This is a genomic window from Jatrophihabitans sp. (genome assembly GCF_046262535.1).
Classification (GTDB): domain Bacteria; phylum Actinomycetota; class Actinomycetes; order Mycobacteriales; family Jatrophihabitantaceae; genus Jatrophihabitans.
This window is the reverse complement of the sequence record NZ_JBHEMO010000076.1, coordinates 1-20,370: the sequence shown is the minus strand read 5'-3', so window position 1 is coordinate 20,370 and position 20,370 is coordinate 1. Positions and strand designations below refer to the sequence as shown.

Genomic DNA, 20,370 nt, shown 5'->3' with positions numbered 1-20,370 from the left:
AGGAGCACCGCCCATGCCCGAGGCCTATCTCGTGGACGCCGTTCGCACGCCGGTCGGCCGCAAGAAGGGCGCGCTGTCACACGTGCACCCGGCCGATCTGGGCGCCCACGTCATCACCGCGCTCTTCGACCGGAATCCGAGCGGCGACCCGGACGCGGTGGACGACGTCATCTTCGGCTGCACCGACACCCTCGGTCCGCAGGCCGGCGACATCGCGCGCACCGCCTGGCTCGCGGCCGGCTACAGCGAAGAGGTCCCCGGCGTCACGATCGATCGGCAGTGCGGCTCGAGCCAGCAGGCGGTCCACTTCGCCGCCCAGGCCGTGCTGAGCGGCACGGCCGACCTGATCGTGGCCGGCGGGGTCCAAAACATGAGCGCCATTCCGATCGCCGCGGCCATGATGGTCGGCCCGCAGTTCGGTTTCGACACCCCGTTCGCCGGTTCGGTGGGCTGGGAGAAGCGCTACGGCGACCAGGAGGTCTCGCAATTCCGCTCGGCCGACATGATCGCCGAGGAGTGGGACATCAGCCGCGAGCAGATGGAGGAGTATGCGCTCGAGAGCCACCGCCGCGCGGTCGCCGCGATCGCCGACGGCCGGTTCGACCGCGAGATCGTGCCGTTCGGCGACATGACGACCGACGAGGGCCCGCGTCCGGACACGTCGCTCGAGAAGATGGCCGCGCTCAAGACGTTGCGCGACGGCGGCCGGGTGACCGCCGCGGTGTCCTCCCAGATTTCGGACGCGGCGAGCGGGGTGCTCGTCGCCTCGGAGGACGCCGTCCGCCGGTTCGGGCTGACTCCGCGGGCCCGCGTCCACCACATCTCCGTGCGGGCCGACGACCCGGTCTACATGCTCACGGCGCCGATCCGGGCGACGCGGTACGCGCTGGGCAAGGCGAACATGACCCTCGACGACATCGACCTGGTCGAGATCAACGAGGCGTTCGCGTCGGTCGTGCTGGCCTGGGCGAAGGACACCGGCGCCGACCTGGCCAAGGTCAACGTCAACGGTGGCGCGATCGCGCTCGGCCACCCCATCGGCGCGACCGGGACCAAGCTGATGGCCACCCTGCTGAGCGAGCTCGAGCGCACGGGCGGGCGGTACGGCCTGCAGACGATGTGCGAGGGCGGCGGCCAGGCCAACGTCACGATCATCGAACGCCTCTGACCCGCTTTGCACCTTTCAGCGCTGTTGGAGCGGCCGATTTACGGCGCTGAAAGGTGCAAAGGCGGGTTGTGGCAAGAAGTGAATGATGATTCACTTCTTGGGTGGCGTACCGCCGGACCCCGCGCGTGCAGGATCGACTGGACGCGCAGCGCGATGCCATCGTCGCGGCCGCCGCCGCACTGCTGGCCGAGGACGGCTACGCGGGCACGACGGTCGCGGCCGTCTCCGCGCGCGCCGGAGTCGCCGCCGGCACGGTCTACAAGCAGTTCGCCGGCAAGGTCGAACTCATCGCCGAGGTCTTTCGCAGCATCGTGACCCACGAGGTCGACGTCGTACGGGAGGCGGCCGCCAGCGGCTCCGCGCTCGACCGGGCCACCGCCGTCATCGAGACCTTCTCCCGGCGGGCGCTGAAGTCCCCGCGCCGGGCCTACGTCCTGCTCGTCGAACCGGTCGATCCGGTGATCGACGAACTGCGCCTGGAGTTCCGGCGCGCCTTCCGCGATGTCATCACCGACGCCATCGAATGCGGAGTGGCCGACGGCGAGCTTCCGCCGCAGAACGCGTCCGTCGTGGCGGCCGCGCTCGTCGGCGCGCTCGGCGAGGCGCTCGTGGGGCCGCTGGCCACCGGCGCCGAGGACCCCGACCTCGTCCCCACCCTGATCGCCTTCACCCACCGCGCCATCGGAGGTCCCGTCCAATGAGCACGCATGAGGTCACCAACCAGGCCCCCCCGCTGGTCGGGCACGACATCAGCACCCATCCGGCGCTGATCGAGGGCCTGCACCGGGAAGGCGCCGGCTGGGCCGAGGCCGAGGTCCGGCAGCTGGGCGCGCTCGGCAACAGCGAACAGTGGCAGGAAGCCGGCAGGCTGGCCAACGACCACCCGCCGGTCCTGCGCACCCACGACCGCTACGGCCACCGGGTCGACGAGGTCGAGTACCTGCCGCAGTACCACGACCTCATGCGGACGGCCGTCGAGCACGGGCTGCACGCCGCGCCCTGGGCCGACGACCGGCCGGGCGCCCACGTCGCCCGCGCCGCGAAGGTCGTCTCGTGGGGCGTCGCCGACGCCGGCCACCTCTGCCCGATCTCGATGACCTACGCCGTCGTTCCCGCACTACGGACGACGCCCGAGCTGGCCGCCGCCTACGAGCCGCTGCTGACCAACCGCGAGTACGACAGGGAGCTCCGCGCCCCGCTTACCAAGCGCGGTCTGATCGCCGGCATGTCGATGACCGAGAAGCAGGGCGGCTCCGACGTGCGGGCCAACACGACCCGCGCCGTCGTCAGTGCTGACGGCAGCTACCGGCTCACGGGTCACAAGTGGTTCACCTCGGCGCCGATGTCGGACCTGTTCCTCACGCTGGCCCAGACACCGACCGGGCTGTCCTGCTTCCTCGTGCCCCGCGTCCTGCCCGACGGCAGCCGCAACGCGTTCTACCTCCAGCGCCTGAAGGACAAGCTCGGCAACAAGTCCAACGCGTCCAGCGAGGTGGAGTACCAGGACGCAGTGGGCTGGCTGGTCGGCGAGGAAGGCCGCGGCGTGCCCACAATCATCGAGATGGTCAACATGACCCGGCTCGACTGCGCCCTGATGGCCGCGGGCGGCATGCGGATCGGCACCGCCCAGGCCGTCCACCACGCGACCCACCGGCATGCGTTCGGCAAGGCGCTGATCGACCAGCCGGCGATGGCCAACGTGCTGGCCGACCTCGCGATCGATTCGGAAGCCGCGACGACGGTCGTCATGCGCATCGCCGGTGCGGTTGACCGGGCGGCGCGTGGCGACGAGGCGGAGAAGGCGTTCCGCCGGGTCGCACTGTCCGTGACCAAGTACTGGTTGTGCAAGCGGCTCGCCTCCCACACGGTCGAGGCGCTGGAGTGCCTGGGCGGCAACGGCTACATCGAGGACTCCGGGATGCCGCGGCTCTACCGCGAGGCGCCGCTCGTCTCGATCTGGGAAGGATCGGGCAACGTCGCCGCCCTGGACACCCTGCGGGCGATGGGCAAGGAGCCCGACGCGATCGAAGCGTTCTTCGCCGAACTCGCGCTGGCGGGCGGCTTGGACAGCCGCTACGACGACGCGCTGGCAATGGTGCAGAAGCAGTTCTCCGACCTGGACGACCTGCAGTTCCGGGCGCGGCGCATCGTCGAGCAGATGGCGATGCTGCTGCAGGGCTCGCTGCTGCTTCGCACGGGCGCTCCGGCCGTCGCGGACGCCTTCGTCGCCTCCCGTCTGGGCGGCGACTGGGGCGTGGCCTACGGGACGCTGCCGGCCGGGACCGACACCGCGGCGATCCTCGACCGCGCCCGCATCCAGGGATGACCGGACCCACCTGGCGGCGCGGATTGACCGAAGGCGGCGACTCGCTGTTCGCCGGACGGCCCACGCCGGCGGACGAGGCCACGTATCCGACGCTGACCTACGAGGTGACGGGCCGGATCGCCCGGCTGACCTTCAACCGCCCGAAGCAGGGCAACGCGATCACGCCGGACACGCCGCTCGACCTGGCCCACGCGGTCGAGCGGGCCGATCTCGACCCGCGGGTGCACGTCATCGTCGTCTCCGGCCGGGGGAGCGGGTTCTGCGGCGGCTACGACCTGGCGCTGTTCGCCGAGCAGGACATGTCCCAGGCGTCGGCCGAGATCCCGCGCGACGGGACGGTGCTCGACCCAGTGGCCCAGGCCCGCAACCACGACCCGTCGCGGACCTGGGACCCGATGGTCGATTACGCGATGATGAGCCGGTTCAACCGCGGCTTCGCCAGCCTGCTGCACGCGACGAAGCCGACCGTGGCGAAGCTGCACGGGTTCTGTGTAGCCGGCGGGACGGACATCGCCCTATACGCCGACCAGATCATCGCGGCCGCGGACACCAAAATTGGTTATCCGCCGACCCGCGTGTGGGGGATACCGGCAGCCGGCATGTGGGCCCATCGGTTGGGCGATCAACGGGCCAAGCGGCTGCTGTTCACCGGCGACACACTGACCGGCACCGAGGCGTGCGAGTGGGGCCTGGCGATCGAAGCACCGGCGGCGGCGGAACTGGACGAGCGGACCGAGATCCTGCTCGGACGGATCGCGGCTATGCCGCTCAACCAGCTGATGATGGCCAAGCTGGCGCTGAACTCGGCGCTATTGGCCCAGGGGGTCGCGACCAGCGCCATGGTCAGCACGGTCTTCGACGGCGTCGCGCGACACACACGGGAGGGTTACTCGTTCGTGGAACGAGCGGCGGAGTCCGGATTCAAGCAGGCGGTTCGGGAGCGGGACGAGCCGTTCGGGGATGCCGGACGGACGGTCCACCGGGGCTGACGCGCGACTGCGGACGTTCAGCCGGCCCGGCGGTGCGGCGAGGCGAGAACGAGGTCGTGGTGGCGCGACCCGGTGCAGTGACCGTCGGGCAGGATCTCGCCGAAGTCCTCGAAGACGACGACGCCGTTGCACAGGAGGCTCCAGCCTTGCTCGGGGTGGGCGGAGAGCACGTGGGCGGCGTCGCGGTCAGCGGCGTCGGCGGCGGGGCACGCCGGGATGTGGCGGCACGAGCGCGGGGCCTGGGTGGCCGTGGTGTCCATCATGTCCGTTCCTGCAATCGCTTCCGGTGGGTCGTGGTCAAGTGTGCTCGAAATTGTGCGGTTGTCCAGTTCACACGCGGGCCTTGTGGATATTGAGGACTTGGGTCCCGATCTCGATACGCGGCCGTGATGTGAAATCCGTGTTGTGTTCCACTTCACACTAACCTCACATCAGGCGTTCGCGCAACCCTTCAGGTCCGGCCGTCTCGATCTTGAGCCTGACGCAGAGCGTGTGTCCGCGGCACCCAATCCGCGAGGGCCGCGGGGAAGCCGGCCCTCAGCGCCGCGCGGATGACCTCGTCATCGTCGTCGATCACAGCGGCGATTCCGCGAGGCGCCAGCTGCCGCAGCACGCCGAGCTTGTAGTGCGGGGCCGGGCGGTAGTCGCCGTGCGGGCGGAGATACAACTCGCCGTCCGGCAGGCCGTGCGCGGACAGCCAGTCGGCCGTCGTCTCGCGCAGCCACTCCGGCCGGCCGGTCAACCAGACGATCTCGTGCTCCTGGGCCAGGTCGGCCACCAGGGACGCGCCCTGCGGGAGGAGCGGGTCCTCGTCGGCAGCTTCGAAGAACGCGTTCCAGGCGCGCCGCCGCTCCAGATGGTGCAGGCGGTGGCGGACGTCGGCGACCACCCCGTCGATGTCGAACACAGCGAGGGTCATTTGATTCAGCGTAGAATTCCGTAATCGTGCGCTTCATCGGACCTCCGCCATCGTTCGAGTTGACCTATGACGACGTCTTCATGGTCCCCGCCCGATCCGACATTCCGTCCCGTTTCGACGTCGACCTGTCCACCAAGGACGGCAGCGGCACGACGATCCCGCTGGTCGTCGCGAACATGACTGCGGTGGCCGGACGACGGATGGCCGAAACGGTGGCCCGCCGGGGCGGGCTCACCGTCCTGCCCCAGGACATTCCGGTTCCGGTGGTCCGCGACGTCGTTCACTGGGTCAAGGGGCGCCACCACGTCATCGAGACGGCGGTGACGCTGTCGCCGCAGAGCACGGTCAGCGAAGCGCTCGCCCTTCTGGGTAAGCGAGCCCACGGCGCCCTGATCGTGATCGAGGACGGCCGGCCGGTCGGCGTGGTGACCGAGTCCGACTGCGCCGGGGCCGAACGGTTCGCCCAGCTGCACCAGGTGATGACCCCCGATCCGCTGACGCTCACTGACCCGGTCGACCCGGCCCGGGCGTTCGAGGAGCTCGACGCGAAGCGCCGCAAGATCGCCCCGGTGGTCGACTCGCACGGGCGGCTCCTCGGTGTACTGACGCGCAAGGCGGCGTTGCGGTCGACCATCTACCAGCCGGCCACCGACGCCGACGGGTGCCTGCGGATCGCCGCAGCGATGGGCGTGAACGGGGACGTGAAGAGCCGGGCCGCCGAACTCCTCGACACCGGAATCGACCTGCTCGTGCTCGACACCGCGCACGGGCACCAGCAGCGGATGCTGGAGGCGCTCGAAGCCGTTCGCTCGCTCGCCCCGGACCTCCCGATCGTCGCCGGCAACGTCGTGTCCGCCGAAGGCACGCGGGCGCTGATGGAAGCCGGCGCCGACATCGTCAAGGTCGGCGTCGGGCCGGGAGCCATGTGCACCACCCGGATGATGACCGGCGTCGGCCGGCCACAGTTCTCCGCCGTCCTCGAATGCGCCGACGCCGCCGCGGAGCTGGGCAAGCACGTCTGGGCCGACGGGGGAGTGCGCCACCCGCGTGACGTCGCGCTCGCCCTCGCCGCCGGTGCCTCGGCGGTGATGATCGGGTCATGGTTCGCCGGGACCTATGAATCGCCGGGCGACCTGCACGTCGCGCCCGACGGCCGGCTCTACAAGGACAGCTTCGGCATGGCGTCGGCTCGCGCCGTGGCCAGCCGGACGAGCGGCGAGACGCCGTTCGAGCGGGCGCGCAAGGGCCTGTTCGAAGAGGGCATCTCGAGCGGGCGGCAGTTCCTCGATCCGGCGCGTCCCGGCGTGGAGGACCTCATCGACGCGATCACCGCCGGGGTTCGCTCGGCCTGCACGTATGCCGGCGCGGTCAACCTGACCCAGCTGCACGAACGGGCCGTGGTGGGCGTCCAGAGCACTGCCGGCTTCGCCGAAGGACGGCCGCTGCACGCCGGCTGGTGAGAGGGTAGAGCCATGGCCGGGTCCGCCCACGCGCATTCCCACGGTGCAACAGGGCGCCGCGACCGGCGCTGGCTGCTGGCTGCCCTCGGGGTCGTCGTCACCTTCATGGTCGCCGAGGCCATCGCCGGCCTGTTGGCCCATTCGCTGGCCTTGATCGCCGACGCCGGCCACATGCTCACCGACGCGGCTGCGCTGCTGCTGGCCGTCGCCGCCTCCCGGGTCGCCGAGCGGCCGGCCCGCGGGGCCTACACGTACGGCTTCGCCCGCATCGACGCCCTCTCCGGCCAGGCCAACGGGATCACGCTGCTGCTCCTGGCGGCCTGGTTCACCTTCGAGGGTGTCCGGCGGGTCGTCGAGCCGTCCGACGTGCGCGGCGGAGTGGTGGCCGTCGTGGCGGTGTTCGGGGCGCTGGTCAACGTCCTGGCGACATCACTGGCCGGACGCGCCGACCGCGCCGGGCTGAACGTCCGCGGCGTCCTGGCGCACCTGGTAACCGACATCTGGGCGTTCGGCGCGACCTTCGCGGCCGGCCTCGTCGTCCTGTGGACGGGCTGGTTGCGCGCGGACCCCGTGGCCACCTTCGTCGTGGCCGCGTTGATGACGTGGACGGGGACCAAGCTCGTCCGCGAGGCCGGTCGGGTCTTCCTCGAAGCCGCCCCGCCCGGAATCGACCCGCAGTTGCTGGGAAAGGAGCTGGCGGCCGTGGACGGCGTCGCCCAGGTGCACGACCTGCACGTCTGGGTGCTGGGCTCGCGGGCCACGGCCATGTCGGCCCACGTCCTGGTCAGTCCGCTCTTCGACTGCCACGAGGTCGCCGAATCCTTGCGGCTCCGCCTGGCGGACGGACACGGCATCGACCACGTCACCCTCCAGGTCGACCACGAAGAGCAACAGATGCACGACGCCGACAATTGCGCCGATCCGCACGGGACAGTCCACCTCTCACCCGGTCGAATCGGAGAAAACGGGTAGGACCACGCGATCGGTGGAAGGATCAGAACATGTTGCTGCCCATGTCGCCGACCTCGTCGCTCTTCCTGCTCGCCGAAACCCGCGAGCACCCCATGCACGTGGGCAGCCTGCAACTGTTCGTCCCACCGGACGGTGCCGACGCGCTCGACGTCCGACGGATGTTCGACGACGCGGTCGCCAAGGACGAGGTCTCGCCGCTGTTCCAGAAGCGGCCCCGCCGCTCGATCACCTCGCTCGGTCAGTGGGGGTGGGAGAGCGACCGGATGTTCGACCTCGAGCACCACGTACGGCGTAACGCGCTGCCGCAGCCGGGGCGCATCCTCGAGCTGCTGGCGCTGTGCTCGCGGCTGCACTCGACCCTGCTCGACCGGCACCGTCCGCTCTGGGAGATGCACCTCATCGAGGGGCTGGACGACGGGCGGTATGGCATCTACTTCAAGGTGCACCACTCGCTGGTGGACGGGGTGTCCGCGCTGCGCCTGCTGGGCCGCATGCTGAGCCCCGACGCCGCCGAGCGCGACATGCCCCCGCCGTGGGCACCGCGCGAGCGGGCCCCGAAGCCGGGCGGCACGAAGGGCTCATCGGGTCCGTCGCCGCTTCAGCTCCTCGCTGAGACGGCCGGCCTGGTGCCGGCGCTCGCCCGGACGGTGAACCGGGCGCTGAAGGACCAGAGCGGAGCGATGTCGCTGTCGGCACCGAAGTCGATGCTCAACGTGCCGATCACCGGAGCGCGCCGGTTCGCCGCGCAGTCGTGGCCGATCGACCGCATCCGCGTCGTGGGCAAGGCGCGCGGCGCGACCGTCAACGATGTCGTGCTGGCGATGTGCTCGGGCGCGCTTCGCAACTACCTGCTCAGCATGGACGCGCTGCCGGACGCGCCGTTGATCGCGATGGTGCCGGTGTCCTTGCACGGCGAGGACTCGTCCTCCACGGACGGCGGTGGCAACGCGGTCGGCGCGGTGATGTGCAACCTGGGCACCGACCACGACGACGCCGGCGACCGGTTGACCACCGTGCACGCGTCGATGGAGGAAGGCAAGGAGTTCCTGCAGTCCTTGTCGCCGACCCAGATCATGGCGATGAGCGCCATCGGCATCAGCCCGCTCGGCCTGTGGCCGCTGCTGCGGCTGACCGGGTCCGTGCGACCGCCGTTCAACCTGGTGATCTCGAACGTGCCCGGGCCGCGGCAGCCGATGTACTGGAACGGCGCCCGGCTCGACGGTCTCTACCCGCTCTCGATCCCGCTCGACGGGCAGGCGCTGAACATCACCTGCACCAGCTACTCCGACGAGATCGCCTTCGGCCTGACCGGCTGCCGGAGGACGGTGCCGCATCTTCAGCGACTGCTCGGGTACCTCGACGACGAACTCGGCGCGCTCGAGAAAGCGGTCGGCGTCTGACGGAGTCGCCTGCCGGTACGCACGCCATCACTTGCCGTGATCAAGTCCCCGCGAGGCGTGCCTGCAGGCGCCCGAGTGGGACTTGATCACTACGCGCGGTGTCGGTTGTCCGGTCTAGCGTCGCGATCATGACCGATCTGGAAGAGCAGCGACGCCCCGAGCCTCCGATCGCGGGGGACGAGATCGAGACCCTGAGGGGCTTTCTCGGCTACCAAAGGGCCACGCTGGCGTGGAAGTGCGGTGGCCTGGACTCCGACGGATTGCGGGCAACGACCGCCGCGTCGTCCATGACGCTCGGCGGCCTGCTCAAGCACATGGCCTACGTCGAGGACCTGTGGTTCTCCCGCTGCCTGGCCGGCCAGCCGAAACGGGCGCCATGGGACGCGGTGGACTGGAAATCCGACCCGGACTGGGAGTGGCACTCAGCCGCGGACGATTCGCCGGACGAACTCTTCGCTCTCTGGTGGGAGGCGGTGCAGCGCTCGCGAGAGTTCGTGGCCCAGGCGCTGACCGACGGTGACCTCGGGCGGCAGGCCGCGCAGAGCGTCTGGCCCGAGGGTGGCATTCCCACCCTGCGCTGGATCTTCGTCCACATGATCGAGGAGTACGCGCGGCACAACGGTCACGCCGATCTCCTGCGCGAGTCGGTCGACGGCCAGACCGGCGAGTAGCCGGCCGGAGCAGGGGAGCGGACGCTAGAGGTCGAGCGTCACGCTGCCGCTGGCGCGCGACACGCACAGCGCCATTCGGCTGGTGCGCTGCACGTCGGTCAGGCAGCGGTCCCGATGGTCCACGTCCCCGCCCAGCACGGAGACCGGGCACGTCCCACAGAAGCCTTGCTGACACGAGTAGGCGACGTCGGGCAGGACGGACCGCACGGCTGCCAGCGCCGTTTGATCGGCCCCGACCGGCACCACGTGTCCGCTCCGGGCCAGGACGATCTCGAAGGGCCGGCCCGCAGCCACCGGCGGCGGCGAGAACCGCTCGTAATGCAGGCTGGCAATCCGCGCGCTGGGGATCTCGCCCCGAATCGCGTCGATCATCGGCGGCGGTCCGCAGGCATAGAGCGCGGCGCCCGGTGCGGCCAGGCCGACGATCGTGCGTCCGGCCGGGATGCCGTACTCGTCGTCGGGCCAGATGTGGACCCGATCGGGATCCAGTTCACCAAGCTGCTGGAGGAACGGCATCGTCGCCCGCGTGCGCCCGGTGTAGACCAACGTCCAATTGGCGTCACGCGCGACCGCATCGCGCACCATCGGCAGGATCGGGGTGATACCGATGCCCCCCGCGACGAAGAGGTACCGGTCGGTGGCTATGAACGGGAAGGCATTGCGCGGCCCGCGCAGCGTGAGTTCGGCGCCGACGGGCAGGGCATGCACCTCGACCGATCCGCCGCCACCGTCGGGAAGGCGGCGCACCGCGATCCGGTAGTGATCCCGCTGGGCCGGCTCGCCGCAGAGGGAGTACTGCCGCAGGCGGCCGGAAGGCAGTTCGACGTCGACGTGCGCACCGGGATGCCAAGCGGGCAGCGGCAAGCCGTTCGTCGGTTCCAGGCACAGGCCGACGACGTCCTCGCCCTCGGGTTGCAACTGGCCGACCCGAACCCGAAGACGGCGATCGACCGGCACCACCGGAGGACGAAGCCTGCCGGATACACCCGACATCTTCTCGTAGGCCGCGACGATCACCGCCAACACCCGCATCGACGGCGTCCGCGGGTGGTAGCGCTCCGGCGCCGTCACGCGCCGCGGCGGCCGTCCGCCGCCAGAGAAGCCGGGGACCGGGCGAGGTAGGCGACCGCCTGGCTCGTCGACCCCTCTTGGCTCGGGTGGTAACCCCGCTGCAAGTAGCGCCAGGCGCACCCGGCGATGTCGAGATAGCTCGGCGTCAAGCCCTTCCGGGCCGTGCTGACGAGGCTGCGCCACCGCGGCTTCACCGGCCGATCCAGCGTCGGATCGTTCGCCATCAAGTAGCTGACGCCGCGGGCCCAGAGGTAGCACAGGGCGGTCGCCCCGACGACGTAGGTGCGTGCCCGCCGCAGATACCGGCCGTCCACGTGCATGTACACGTCGTAGGCGACCGATCGGTGCTCGACCTCCTCGGCGCCGTGCCAACGCAGCAGGTCGAGCATCCGTTCGTCGGCGCCGGCCACGTCGAGGCCGGGGGAATTGAGGATCCAGTTGCCGAGGAACGCCGTCACGTGCTCGACGGCCGCCACGAGCGCGATCCGCTCGATCAGCCACTCCTCGCGCTTCTTGCCGGTGAGATTGCGGGCGCCGAGTAGCCGTCGGAACAGGTGCTCCAGGTCGGCCACGTACTCCGCGGTTTCGAGACCCTGCTCGGCGAAGTAGTCCTGCACGCCCTGGTGCGCGCCGGCGTGCATGCCCTCTTGACCGATGAACCCCAACACGTCCTCGCGCAGCTGGTCGTCCTCGATCAGCGGCAGAGCCTCGGCGAAGACCTTCACGAACCAGCGTTCGCCTTCGGGCAGGAGAATGTGCAGGACGTTGAGCATGTGCGAGGCGAACGCCTCGCCCGGAATCCACCGCAGCGGCAGGCCGGTCCAATCGAAGCGCACCTCGCGGGCGTGCAGCGCCACCCGGTCGGGCGCGGCGAGCTTGACGGCCGTCATCGCACGACGCCCGTTTGCAGGTGATTGTCGATGTGGTCCGCTGTCAGCTCGGCGACAAGGTCGGGCTGCTCGGTCACGATCCAGTGGCCACCCGCGACGCGATGCACGGTCAGGTCGGGCACCCACGGCTCGGCCGCGCCCACGGCGATCTGGGGCGTCACGAACGGATCGGACTCGGGCACGATGAGCTGCACCGGTACGGCCACGGGCCGAGGACGGGGTCGGCGGACCGCGCCGAAGGCGTTGGCGCGGTACAGCATCACGCCGTGAACCCGGTCGTCGACGCTGGCCCCGGTGTGACCCGCGGCACGGAGTTTGCGATCGGCGACGGCGCTGCGCACCACCAGCTCGGGCAGCCCGGGCAGCTGGAACAGCGCCAGGTAGTACGAGTGGCCCATCTGACGCAGCGAGGCCCATGGGTGTTCGCGCACCTTCCGTAACCAGATCCCGCCGTGCTCGAGCGACGGGCCGGAGATGGACGTGAACGTGGCGATGCGACCGGGAAGCTGGGGGAGAGCGGGCCACACCTGGATCGAGCCCCAGTCGTGGGCCAGCAGGTGCACCGGGGCATCCGGGCTCACTGCGTCCAGCACCGTAGCCAGGTCGTCGGTCAGCCGCGCATACCGGTAGGCGCTGCGGGCCCGGGGCTTGTCCGAACCGCCGGCTCCGCGGACGTCGTAGGTGACGACGTGGAAGCGGTCGGCCAGCAGGGGCACCACCGCGTCCCAGACCGAGTGGTCGTCCGGATACCCGTGGATCGCGACGATCGTCGGCGCCGTCGGGTCGCCCCGTTCATACACCGCCAGAGTCACACCGTCGCTCGAGGTCACCCGTCGCAGCCGCTCAGCAGCCATCGGTCGTCCTCCCGTATCGCGCGGTACCTGATACACGTCGTCGCAGGTAGAGTTCCGACTATCCCGGTGGCATACCCGCCTGTCAACCGCGGAGTGACGGCCGATACCTCCGGGTACGGTGCTGATCATGCGAAAGGTGTTCGTCGCCGCCGTGACGGCCGCGCTCACAGCGGCCTGGCCACGGCGACGTCGGGTCCCGCGGCGGCGTCCGGACGGGCCCTCACCGTTCCCTCCGCCACGTTGGCTCGCGCCCTCCACTGCTCCGGCGATCTCAGCTCGGGCCGTCCCGTCCTGCTAGTCCCCGGCACCACGTTGACCCCCGAGGTCAACTTCAGCTGGAACTACGAGAAGGTCTTCACTGCCGCCCACCGACCGTGGTGTGCGGTGACCCTGCCCAACCACGCGATGAGCGACGTCCAGACCGCGGGGGAGTACGTGGTGTACGCCGTGCGGACGATGTTTGCCGCAGCGCATCGGCAGGTGTCCGTCGTTGGCTTCAGCCAGGGCGGCATGGTGCCCCGCTGGGCGCTCAAGTGGTGGCCGGACACCCAGGCCATGGTCGACGACCTCGTCGGCATCGACCCGTCCAACCACCGCACGCTCGACGCAGAGGCGGTGTGCGGGCTCGGTTGCGCGCCGTCGTTCTGGCAGCAGCGAACGGGGTCAGCGTTCCTGCGTGCGCTCAACGCCGGGCAGGAGACCTACGCAGGGATCTCTTACACGCAGATCTACACGGCGACATTGGACGAGGTCGTGGTCCCCAACCTCGGGCCGGCCGCGAGTTCGGCTCTGCACACCGGGCCCGGTCGGATCAGCAACGTGGTCGTGCAGTCGATCTGTCCACTGCACGTCGCCGACCACCTCACCATGGGCACGCTCGACCCGGTTGGTTTCGCCCTGGTCATGGACGCCCTCACTCACACCGGCCCGGCCACGGCGAACCGGACAAGCAGGTCGGTGTGCACCCAACTGACGATGCCAGGGTGGCGCTGCAGTCGGCCGTCGTGAACCTGCTTCGCGTGGCCGTCGTGGCCGGCACCCAAGTGGCGCGCTACCCGCACGTCGCCACGGAGCCCGCGTTGGCGGGGTACGCCGGCTAGCGCGCCGTCACCGAAGCAGACCGCTTGCGCGGGCCGCGTCGTCGGACAGGTACGTGCCGTGGCCCTCGGCCACGAGGGAGCCGTCGAAGCGCAGTACCTCGCAGACGAGGTCGCCGACGTGGTTTCGATAGTTGATGACGAGGTGGTCGACGCCGGCACACGTGCCGAGCACCTCGAAGTGCAGTTCGGGAAGCCGGGCAAGGGCAGCCGCCCAATGGGCGCGCAGCGCCGCTTGGCCGCGGAAGACCCCGCCCGTCTCGGGGAGGAATCGCGCGGCCACCGACGAGGTGAAGACCACATCATCGGTGAAGTGCGCGAGCACCGCTCCGACGTCGTGGCTGTTCCACGGACCGACCCAGCGGCTCGCGAATTCGGCGGCGGTGCTCTGGTCCATGGGACGAGCCTACGAATGCCGCCCTTATGGTTTGTTGGCCAGAGTGGCGGCATGACTGCCATCCGATCCAGTTCCTCGTCGGTCGCCGGCGCGGGCGGGGCCGCGCTCGCCGGGCTCGCCGCGGGCGGGTTGACCGCGTACTTGCAGGGCGTCGTCCCGGCCGAGTGGTCGACGGTCGCCAACTCCGGCGCCGTCTGGACGGTCGTGGCGTTCGCGGTGGCGGCGGTCGCCGGTCGGACGAGGGGGACGGCGATCGCCGCCGGGTTACTCGCGCTGCTCGGCGATGTAGCCGGGTACTACCTCTACGTCGCCCAGGTGCTGCACATTCCGGCCACCGAGAGCGAGCAGGTGCTCTGGACGATGGCCGCCCTCTGGATCGGTCCGCTGACCGGCCTGGGCGCGTTCCTCGTCCGCTGGGGCAGCGCGGGGGACCGCATGTCGGCGCTGCTGGTCCTCGCCGGTGTACTCGCGGGGGAGGGCGCGTACGTCGTCCGCCTGGCCGGCCCACCCGGACCGGGCTGGGTCGAGCTCGCGGGGGCCGTGCTGCTAGCCGCCGTGGCGGGAACGTCCGGGCGGGTTGCGGGAACGAGACGCGCGGGCGCCCTCGCGCTCGGTGCGGTCACCGCCGGCGCCGTCTACCTCGCCTACTCGTCACTGCTGTTCGGTTGACGGTGCGGCCCAGGGGCGACCGGGCACGTCCACCCAGGTCATCCGGGCAACATCGCCACGAGCTCGCGGTACACCGACTCGACGGCGCCCTCGGGACATTGAAGCACCTGCGCGTGCGGCCGCGACGAGATCATGAGCAGCAGCCGGTCGATCATGGCGAAGATGGCGTCCTTGCCGCCGACCTGCGCGACCAACCAGCCGGCGTCGACGTCGGCGGGACTGGCCGCGGCCGCGGTGCGGGCCTGGAAGCGGCGGACGATCTCGTCACGGTTGTCCATGAGTACGAATTCGCAGAACTGCGCGCCGGCCTGCTCGGCCACCTGCGCGGCCTCGTCGAGAAACTGCGGTCGGCCGAGGTACTGCGCCAGCACGACGTCGAGCCCGGCCGCAAGGTGCTGACGCGCCATCGTCAGCGACATCGCGCGCGCCACCAGCCCGGCCCGCTGGTGATCGTCGCGCCACCGACCCAGCAGCCGGCGCAGGCTGTCGAGGTCCAGCGCCATGGCGAGTGGGTGATCGTCGGCGTAGCGGCGCGCCAGGGTCGTCTTCCCGACCGCCGGGGGTCCGTTCAGCACGATCAGCCGGGGCACTCCGGCACCGTAGCGCGCGGCTCCCGGACCAGCGGCGCCGACGTCATCGTCCGCCGAACGGCCCCCCCAGCCCGGCCCACTGCAGCAACATGATGGTCTTCCCGTCGACGATCCGTCCGTCCGCGATCATGGCGAGGGCGTCGTCGAAATCGAGCTCCAGCACCTCGATGTCCTCGCCCTCCGCCTCGACTCCGCCACCAGCGCCGGTGCGGTCCGTCGGACGGTAGGACGCCGCGTAGAAGTGGACTCGCTCGGTGACCGACCCCGGACTCATGTAGACGTCGTAGATGTGCTCGAGCGGCCCGACCGCGACCCCGAGTTCCTCGCTCGCCTCTCGGCGGATCGCGGTCTCCGGATCGTCGTCGTCGAGCAGTCCGGCCGCCGCCTCGATGAGCATGCCGTCCGGGTGATCGTTCACGTAGGCCGGGTAGCGGAACTGCCTGGTCAGCAGCACCGTCCGGCGGTCGGCGTCGTAGAGCAGGATCGTCGCGCCGTTGCCGCGGTCGTAGGTCTCACGCTGCTGGGTCTCCGACGTGCCGTCGGCCCGGAGGTAGTCGAAGGTGGTGCGGCGCAGCACGTGCCAACCGTTCGACGTGATCTCGACGTCGCGGATCCTGACGCGCGGATTGCGCTCCAGGTCGCGCCCGATGCGGTCGAGCTCGAGGCGGCCGCGCGAATCCGGCACGTCCACGCCGGGTCGCTCGCGTCCGGCACCTTCCTGCATCAGATCAACGTAGTCGGCGCGGCCCGGCGCTCAGGGGCGGTAATGCCACAGCGCCGGCGCCGTGTCGGTCACATCCCAGCAGATCGTGTGCAGTCCCTAACGCAACCGATAGTTGCGCATCGTGAACACCTGGGCTAACGTGACATGCAACCAAACGTTGCAGAAAGCGAGAGTGCCATGGAGTACGCGAGCATCGACCGGGAGCTGCACATCGATGCATCCCCGGACGTGGTCTACGACGTCGTCAGCAGTCCCGAGCACATCCGGGAATGGTGGGACGCCGAGACCGAGATCGGAGCAGTGGCCGGCGCCGAGGGGGAGCTCGTCTGGACCGAGGCGGCCACCGGTCGCACTCAGGCCATGCGGATGACGGTCGTCGAGGCCGACCGGCCCCGCTTGTTCTCCTTCCGCTGGACCCATTCCGACGGCGACGTCGCCGCCGCCGGCAACTCGCTGCTCGTGACGTTCGAGCTGATCCCGTCCGGATCGGGAACCACCCTTCATTTCAGCGAGACGGGTTTCCGCGAGATGGGCTGGGAGATCGCCGTCCTCGAGGAGCAGTACCGCGACCACGAGAACGGGTGGAACTCATTCCTTCCCCGCCTGGCCGCCCGGGCCGACGAACTCGCCGCCACACCATGACCACGGCCATCGACGACGACCTGTGGTCGGCGATCGGCGACCCGACGCGCCGCCGGTTGCTGGACCTGCTCGTGGTCAGCGGCGACGGAACGGCGACCGCTCTGAGCGAGCAACTGCCGGTGACCCGGCAGGCCGTGGCAAAGCACCTGGGAGTGCTCGACCGCGTCGGCCTCGTGCATGCCACACCGGTCGGCCGCGAGACGCGCTACCGCGTCGACGACGCGCAATTGGCGCGCGCCGTCGACCAGCTGGCCACGGTCCGCGCGACGTGGGACGCGAGGCTGCAGCGCATCAAGCGCATCGCCGAAACGATCCAGCGCGCCCAAGAAAGGCAATCAGAGAAGCAAGCCGAGAAGCAACCAGAGAAGCAACCGAGAAAGAGGCAATGAAATGGTCGACATCCTGCACCGGATCGGCGTCGAGTCGTCGTCACCCGAAGCGGTCTACAACGCACTGACAACCATCGACGGCCTCTCGGGCTGGTGGACCGACGACACCTCGGGGGAGACGGACGTCGGTGGCGTCATCAAGTTCCGCTTACTACCCGGCGGCTTCGACATGACCGTGCGCGACCAGGAGCCGGGCCGGCGAGTGCTGTGGGAGGTGACGGAGGGCCCCGAGGAATGGGTGGGCACCGAGATCGACTGGCACATCCATCAGGACGGCGACTACACGATCATCATGTTCGAGCACCGCGGCTGGGAGAAGCCCGTCGACTTCATGTACCACTGCAGCACGAAGTGGGCGCTCTTCCTGATGAGCCTCAAGTCCCTGCTCGAGACAGGGGAGGGGGCACCCTCACCCCGTGACGTCCAGATCAGCGACTGGCACTGACATTGGTCGTCGTGACCGACGCCGACGGGCAGCTCGTCGGCGTCGGCCCTGAGCGAACGCACGCGCGGCCGTGGTCGCCACCTCGCTAGCATTCGGCTGCATGACGAACGTCTTCCCGCTCCGGCCGCGAAGCGTCCGTGACCCGGAGCCCTTGTGGCGAGAAGCGCTGGGTGAGCAGTTGCGCGAGGAACGCAGCCGGCGTGAGGAACGGATCGCCGACGTCGCCGGCCGGGCCGGTGTCTCGCCGCAGTACCTGTCCGAGCTGGAGCGCGGCCGCAAGGACCCGTCGTCGGAGATCCTGTCGGCGGTCTCCGGGGCGCTCGGGCTGTCGGTGCACGAGCTGACCCGGCGCGCCGGGCAGCACCTCGCCCGCGGGCCGGTCTGCCTCGCGGCCTAGCCCTCCTCCGGCCGGGCTCGGCGGGTGAGGATCGCGTCGACGACGCCGTACTCGACGGCAGCCGACGGCGTCAGGATCAGGTCGCGTTCGGTGTCGTCGCGCACCTGCGCCGGCGTGCGTCCGGTGTGCTCGGCAAAGATCTCCTCCAGCATCGTCCGGACCCGCTCGACTTCGTCGGCCTCGAGCACCAGGTCGGGGATCGTTCCGCGGCCCTCCGCGGCCGGCGTATGGATCACGACCCGGCCGTGGGGGAGGATCTGCCGCTTTCCGGTCGCGCCACCGGCGAGCAGCATCGCCGCCGTCGCCGACGCCTCGCCGACGCACGTCGTCTCGACGTCGCATTGGATGTACTGCATTGCGTCGTAGATGGCGAGCGTGGCCGGGATCGAGCCGCCGGCGGAGTTGATGTAGAGGTTGATCGGCCGGTCCGGGTTCTCCGATTCGAGGTGGATGAGCTGGGCGATGATCGCGTTGGCCACGCCGTCGTCGATGCCGGTGCCGAGATAGATCACCCGCTCGGCGAGCAGCCGGCTGTAGATGTCGACGGTGCGCTCGCCCTGACTGGTGCGGGTGGTGACGTAGGGGATCGCGTACGTGCTCACCGTCGCGCCCCCAGCCCGACGGGCCGCTGCGGGCCCGGCAGCACGTCGTGCCCCGACTCGACGACGGCGTCGACGAAACCGTAGGCCAACGCCTCTTCCGCGCTGAACCAACGGTCACGGCGCGAGTCCCGCTCGACGGTTGCGATGTCCTGCCCGGTGTCCGCCGCGATGAGTTCGAGCACGGTGTCACGCGTCCGGCGCAGGTCATCGGCCTGGATGGCGATGTCCTGCGCAGTGCCGCCGATGCCGGCCGAGCCCTGGTGCAGCAAGACCTTCGACCGGGCGAGCGCGTACCGCTTGCCGCGCGTGCCCGAGCTGAGCAGGAACTGGCCGGCGCTGTACGCCATGCCGAGGTTGACCGTGACGACGTCGTTGGGAATCGCCCGCATGCAGTCGCGGATCGCCAGCATCCCCGGTACCGAGCCGCCGGGGGAGTTGATGAGCAGGCGGATGTCGGCCTCCGGATTCTCGGCGCTGAGCAGCAAGAGGCCGGCACACAGCCGGTTGCTGTTCCAGTGCTCGAGCGGTTCGCCGAGCAGCAGCGTCCGCCGCTCGAACAGCTGTCGATAGATCTGCTCGTCCAGTTCGCGTCCGGGAACCCAGGTGTCGTTGCTCATGAGGCCACCCTGGCGAGCGCAAGACCTCGATGTCCCGTCGCGCTGCTGCAGGCAGCGCTGCCCTCAGCAGTCGAACACCGACCAGCAGATGTCGTTGCGCGACCGTTGGTCGTCGAGGACGAGCTCGCGTATCGCCGCCGGGAGTTGCCGGCGCTGCCATTGGCACTCACGGCGCCCGGCATCCTCGCCGGCTCCCGGGGCCGCGGCCCGCGCGGCTTTGATCGCGTAGGCGGCGGCACCGAGGTCGTGGGCGGCGACGTGCGCCACCGCGCCGGCCTGCCCAGCAGCGTAGGCGGCATGCCGCGGCGCTCCGCGGAGGTCGCGCGCCGCGCCCATCGCGTGGCCGCCGGCGGCCCGCGCCTGCATCATTCCCACCTCGCCGCGCACCCAGGCCCGCGCCGCCCCGATCGCTTCGCGCGGTCGGAGGTCGTCGGGCCGGGCCGCCTCGAAGAGGTGAAGCACGTGCTCGGCGCACGCCGCCGCCCACAGTGCGAGTAGCCGGTGATCTGAGTCGGTGAGGGTCCCGCCCCGTCGGATCGTCACGAGCCGAGGGTCGCGGATCTTCGGAATGATCACAGTCGGAAGGATGCCCGAATAGCCTTACGGATGACCGCTCGCGACCTCGGGGGACGCCGGCGCGTTGACGGCTCCTCGACGCCACGAGGGGTGTTCTGGCGCTCGGATCGAGGTCGAGCCCGACGAGATCGTCGACGACTATCTGGAGACAGCGGGCCGCGACGATCCGTCCATCGAAGCGGCCTTCCGGGCGGCTCTGGAGGGTCTCGACCTGTCGCGGGTGCTCGCGCGGGGTGAGATGTCCGAGGACGATCGTGCCGCGTTGTCGACGTGGCGCTCGACTACGCCGTAGCCGCCTTGTCGGCCGGCGCGACGTCGGCGGCGAGCGACGCCAGCTCGAGGCCGAGGACCTCGCCGAGAGCGGCGACCGTGAAGAAGGCCGGCGTCGCGATCCGGCCCGTCTCGATCTTGCGCAGGGTTTCGACGGGTACGCCGGCCGCGGCGGCGACCTCGACCATGCTGCGACTCCCGCGGGCCTGACGCAGCGCGGCGCCCAGTCGGCAGC

Annotated in this window: 27 protein-coding genes; 15 read left to right on the top strand and 12 right to left on the bottom strand. The window is 70.2% G+C overall.

The window, feature by feature from the left end:
• Nucleotides 1–13 precede the first annotated feature (13 nt).
• The 4 genes from ABR571_RS10795 (at nucleotide 14) to ABR571_RS10780 (ending at nucleotide 4,483) form a co-directional block, all read left to right on the top strand.
• Nucleotides 14–1,168: an acetyl-CoA C-acetyltransferase gene (locus tag ABR571_RS10795; protein ID WP_409453203.1), complete on the top strand. Its 1,155-nt coding sequence runs from the start codon at nucleotides 14–16 to the stop codon at nucleotides 1,166–1,168.
• A gap of 101 nt (nucleotides 1,169–1,269) precedes the next feature.
• The gene (locus ABR571_RS10790; RefSeq protein ID WP_409453202.1) at nucleotides 1,270–1,869 is read left to right on the top strand and encodes a TetR/AcrR family transcriptional regulator; all 600 of its coding nucleotides are present in this window, start codon (nucleotides 1,270–1,272) and stop codon (nucleotides 1,867–1,869) included.
• Nucleotides 1,866–3,494 carry an acyl-CoA dehydrogenase family protein gene (locus ABR571_RS10785; RefSeq protein ID WP_409453201.1) on the top strand — a complete coding sequence of 543 codons (1,629 nt, stop codon included), beginning with the start codon at nucleotides 1,866–1,868 and terminating at the stop codon, nucleotides 3,492–3,494. Before ABR571_RS10790 ends, ABR571_RS10785 begins: the two co-directional genes overlap by 4 nt.
• Nucleotides 3,491–4,483, top strand: coding sequence for a crotonase/enoyl-CoA hydratase family protein (locus ABR571_RS10780; protein WP_409453200.1), 993 nt, complete (start codon nucleotides 3,491–3,493; stop codon nucleotides 4,481–4,483). Before ABR571_RS10785 ends, ABR571_RS10780 begins: the two co-directional genes overlap by 4 nt.
• A gap of 17 nt (nucleotides 4,484–4,500) precedes the next feature.
• Here ABR571_RS10780 and ABR571_RS10775 read toward each other — a convergent pair whose 3' ends face one another.
• Together ABR571_RS10775 and ABR571_RS10770 are read right to left on the bottom strand one after the other, a co-directional pair.
• Nucleotides 4,501–4,746 (bottom strand): DUF5999 family protein, encoded by a 246-nt coding sequence (locus ABR571_RS10775; protein WP_409453199.1) that lies wholly within the window; start codon nucleotides 4,744–4,746, stop codon nucleotides 4,501–4,503.
• A gap of 188 nt (nucleotides 4,747–4,934) precedes the next feature.
• Nucleotides 4,935–5,402, bottom strand: a complete 468-nt coding sequence (locus tag ABR571_RS10770; RefSeq protein WP_409453198.1) for a hypothetical protein — start codon at nucleotides 5,400–5,402, stop codon at nucleotides 4,935–4,937.
• Between the two features lie 26 nt (nucleotides 5,403–5,428).
• Between ABR571_RS10770 and ABR571_RS10765 the strand changes: the two genes are divergently transcribed.
• From ABR571_RS10765 to ABR571_RS10750, 4 genes are all read left to right on the top strand, one after another.
• Nucleotides 5,429–6,862: a GuaB1 family IMP dehydrogenase-related protein gene (locus tag ABR571_RS10765; RefSeq protein WP_409453197.1), complete on the top strand. Its 1,434-nt coding sequence runs from the start codon at nucleotides 5,429–5,431 to the stop codon at nucleotides 6,860–6,862.
• Between the two features lie 12 nt (nucleotides 6,863–6,874).
• Nucleotides 6,875–7,834 carry a cation diffusion facilitator family transporter gene (locus ABR571_RS10760; protein ID WP_409453196.1) on the top strand — a complete coding sequence of 320 codons (960 nt, stop codon included), beginning with the start codon at nucleotides 6,875–6,877 and terminating at the stop codon, nucleotides 7,832–7,834.
• Nucleotides 7,835–7,863: 29 nt separating this feature from the next.
• A complete protein-coding gene (locus tag ABR571_RS10755; RefSeq protein WP_409453195.1) occupies nucleotides 7,864–9,234 on the top strand; it encodes a WS/DGAT/MGAT family O-acyltransferase in 1,371 nt (456 codons plus the stop codon).
• A 128-nt stretch (nucleotides 9,235–9,362) separates the two neighbouring features.
• Nucleotides 9,363–9,905 (top strand): DinB family protein, encoded by a 543-nt coding sequence (locus ABR571_RS10750; protein WP_409453194.1) that lies wholly within the window; start codon nucleotides 9,363–9,365, stop codon nucleotides 9,903–9,905.
• A 24-nt stretch (nucleotides 9,906–9,929) separates the two neighbouring features.
• Here ABR571_RS10750 and ABR571_RS10745 read toward each other — a convergent pair whose 3' ends face one another.
• From ABR571_RS10745 to ABR571_RS10735, 3 genes are read right to left on the bottom strand one after another with little or no spacing between them, the layout of a single operon-like run.
• Entirely contained in the window at nucleotides 9,930–10,976 is a 1,047-nt protein-coding gene (locus tag ABR571_RS10745; protein WP_409453193.1) for a PDR/VanB family oxidoreductase, read from the bottom strand.
• Entirely contained in the window at nucleotides 10,973–11,866 is an 894-nt protein-coding gene (locus ABR571_RS10740) for a metal-dependent hydrolase (RefSeq protein ID WP_409453192.1), read from the bottom strand. Before ABR571_RS10740 ends, ABR571_RS10745 begins: the two co-directional genes overlap by 4 nt.
• Nucleotides 11,863–12,720: an alpha/beta fold hydrolase gene (locus ABR571_RS10735; RefSeq protein ID WP_409453191.1), complete on the bottom strand. Its 858-nt coding sequence runs from the start codon at nucleotides 12,718–12,720 to the stop codon at nucleotides 11,863–11,865. Before ABR571_RS10735 ends, ABR571_RS10740 begins: the two co-directional genes overlap by 4 nt.
• A gap of 240 nt (nucleotides 12,721–12,960) precedes the next feature.
• Between ABR571_RS10735 and ABR571_RS10730 the strand changes: the two genes are divergently transcribed.
• Nucleotides 12,961–13,728 carry an esterase/lipase family protein gene (locus ABR571_RS10730; protein WP_409453190.1) on the top strand — a complete coding sequence of 256 codons (768 nt, stop codon included), beginning with the start codon at nucleotides 12,961–12,963 and terminating at the stop codon, nucleotides 13,726–13,728.
• A 99-nt stretch (nucleotides 13,729–13,827) separates the two neighbouring features.
• On the opposite strand, the gene ABR571_RS10725 is transcribed toward ABR571_RS10730, so the two are convergent.
• Nucleotides 13,828–14,214 (bottom strand): nuclear transport factor 2 family protein, encoded by a 387-nt coding sequence (locus ABR571_RS10725; RefSeq protein ID WP_409453189.1) that lies wholly within the window; start codon nucleotides 14,212–14,214, stop codon nucleotides 13,828–13,830.
• 51 nt (nucleotides 14,215–14,265) lie between these two features.
• Here ABR571_RS10725 and ABR571_RS10720 point away from each other — a divergent pair, with 51 nt between their 5' ends.
• Entirely contained in the window at nucleotides 14,266–14,883 is a 618-nt protein-coding gene (locus ABR571_RS10720; protein ID WP_409453188.1) for a DUF6518 family protein, read from the top strand.
• A gap of 38 nt (nucleotides 14,884–14,921) precedes the next feature.
• Here ABR571_RS10720 and ABR571_RS10715 read toward each other — a convergent pair whose 3' ends face one another.
• On the bottom strand, nucleotides 14,922–15,473 hold the full coding sequence (locus ABR571_RS10715; protein WP_409453187.1) for an AAA family ATPase: 552 nt from the start codon (nucleotides 15,471–15,473) through the stop codon (nucleotides 14,922–14,924).
• A gap of 43 nt (nucleotides 15,474–15,516) precedes the next feature.
• The gene (locus ABR571_RS10710; protein WP_409453186.1) at nucleotides 15,517–16,197 is read right to left on the bottom strand and encodes an NUDIX domain-containing protein; all 681 of its coding nucleotides are present in this window, start codon (nucleotides 16,195–16,197) and stop codon (nucleotides 15,517–15,519) included.
• 177 nt (nucleotides 16,198–16,374) lie between these two features.
• On the opposite strand from ABR571_RS10710, the gene ABR571_RS10705 reads away from it, so the two are divergent.
• The 4 genes from ABR571_RS10705 to ABR571_RS10690 all read left to right on the top strand — a co-directional run bounded on the left by ABR571_RS10705 (nucleotide 16,375) and on the right by ABR571_RS10690 (nucleotide 18,070).
• Nucleotides 16,375–16,839 carry an SRPBCC domain-containing protein gene (locus ABR571_RS10705; protein WP_409453185.1) on the top strand — a complete coding sequence of 155 codons (465 nt, stop codon included), beginning with the start codon at nucleotides 16,375–16,377 and terminating at the stop codon, nucleotides 16,837–16,839.
• Nucleotides 16,836–17,228, top strand: coding sequence for an ArsR/SmtB family transcription factor (locus ABR571_RS10700; RefSeq protein WP_409453184.1), 393 nt, complete (start codon nucleotides 16,836–16,838; stop codon nucleotides 17,226–17,228). Before ABR571_RS10705 ends, ABR571_RS10700 begins: the two co-directional genes overlap by 4 nt.
• Before the next feature lies 1 nt (nucleotide 17,229).
• Entirely contained in the window at nucleotides 17,230–17,673 is a 444-nt protein-coding gene (locus ABR571_RS10695; RefSeq protein WP_409453183.1) for an SRPBCC family protein, read from the top strand.
• Nucleotides 17,674–17,773: 100 nt separating this feature from the next.
• Entirely contained in the window at nucleotides 17,774–18,070 is a 297-nt protein-coding gene (locus ABR571_RS10690) for a helix-turn-helix domain-containing protein (protein WP_409453182.1), read from the top strand.
• Here the strand turns inward: ABR571_RS10690 and ABR571_RS10685 are convergent.
• The 3 genes from ABR571_RS10685 to ABR571_RS10675 form a co-directional block, all read right to left on the bottom strand.
• Nucleotides 18,067–18,672, bottom strand: coding sequence for a ClpP family protease (locus ABR571_RS10685; RefSeq protein WP_409453181.1), 606 nt, complete (start codon nucleotides 18,670–18,672; stop codon nucleotides 18,067–18,069). The two genes, ABR571_RS10690 and ABR571_RS10685, sit on opposite strands and share 4 nt — an antisense overlap.
• A complete protein-coding gene (locus ABR571_RS10680; RefSeq protein WP_409453180.1) occupies nucleotides 18,669–19,289 on the bottom strand; it encodes a ClpP family protease in 621 nt (206 codons plus the stop codon). The genes ABR571_RS10685 and ABR571_RS10680 overlap by 4 nt, the downstream gene beginning before the upstream one ends.
• Before the next feature lie 63 nt (nucleotides 19,290–19,352).
• Complete coding sequence (locus ABR571_RS10675; protein WP_409453179.1) at nucleotides 19,353–19,865, bottom strand: putative immunity protein; 513 nt, start codon at nucleotides 19,863–19,865, stop codon at nucleotides 19,353–19,355.
• Between the two features lie 64 nt (nucleotides 19,866–19,929).
• Here ABR571_RS10675 and ABR571_RS10670 point away from each other — a divergent pair, with 64 nt between their 5' ends.
• Nucleotides 19,930–20,157 (top strand): hypothetical protein, encoded by a 228-nt coding sequence (locus ABR571_RS10670; RefSeq protein WP_409453178.1) that lies wholly within the window; start codon nucleotides 19,930–19,932, stop codon nucleotides 20,155–20,157.
• Here the strand turns inward: ABR571_RS10670 and ABR571_RS10665 are convergent.
• Nucleotides 20,147–20,362 (bottom strand): helix-turn-helix domain-containing protein, encoded by a 216-nt coding sequence (locus tag ABR571_RS10665; RefSeq protein WP_409453248.1) that lies wholly within the window; start codon nucleotides 20,360–20,362, stop codon nucleotides 20,147–20,149. The two genes, ABR571_RS10670 and ABR571_RS10665, sit on opposite strands and share 11 nt — an antisense overlap.
• Nucleotides 20,363–20,370 lie beyond the last annotated feature (8 nt).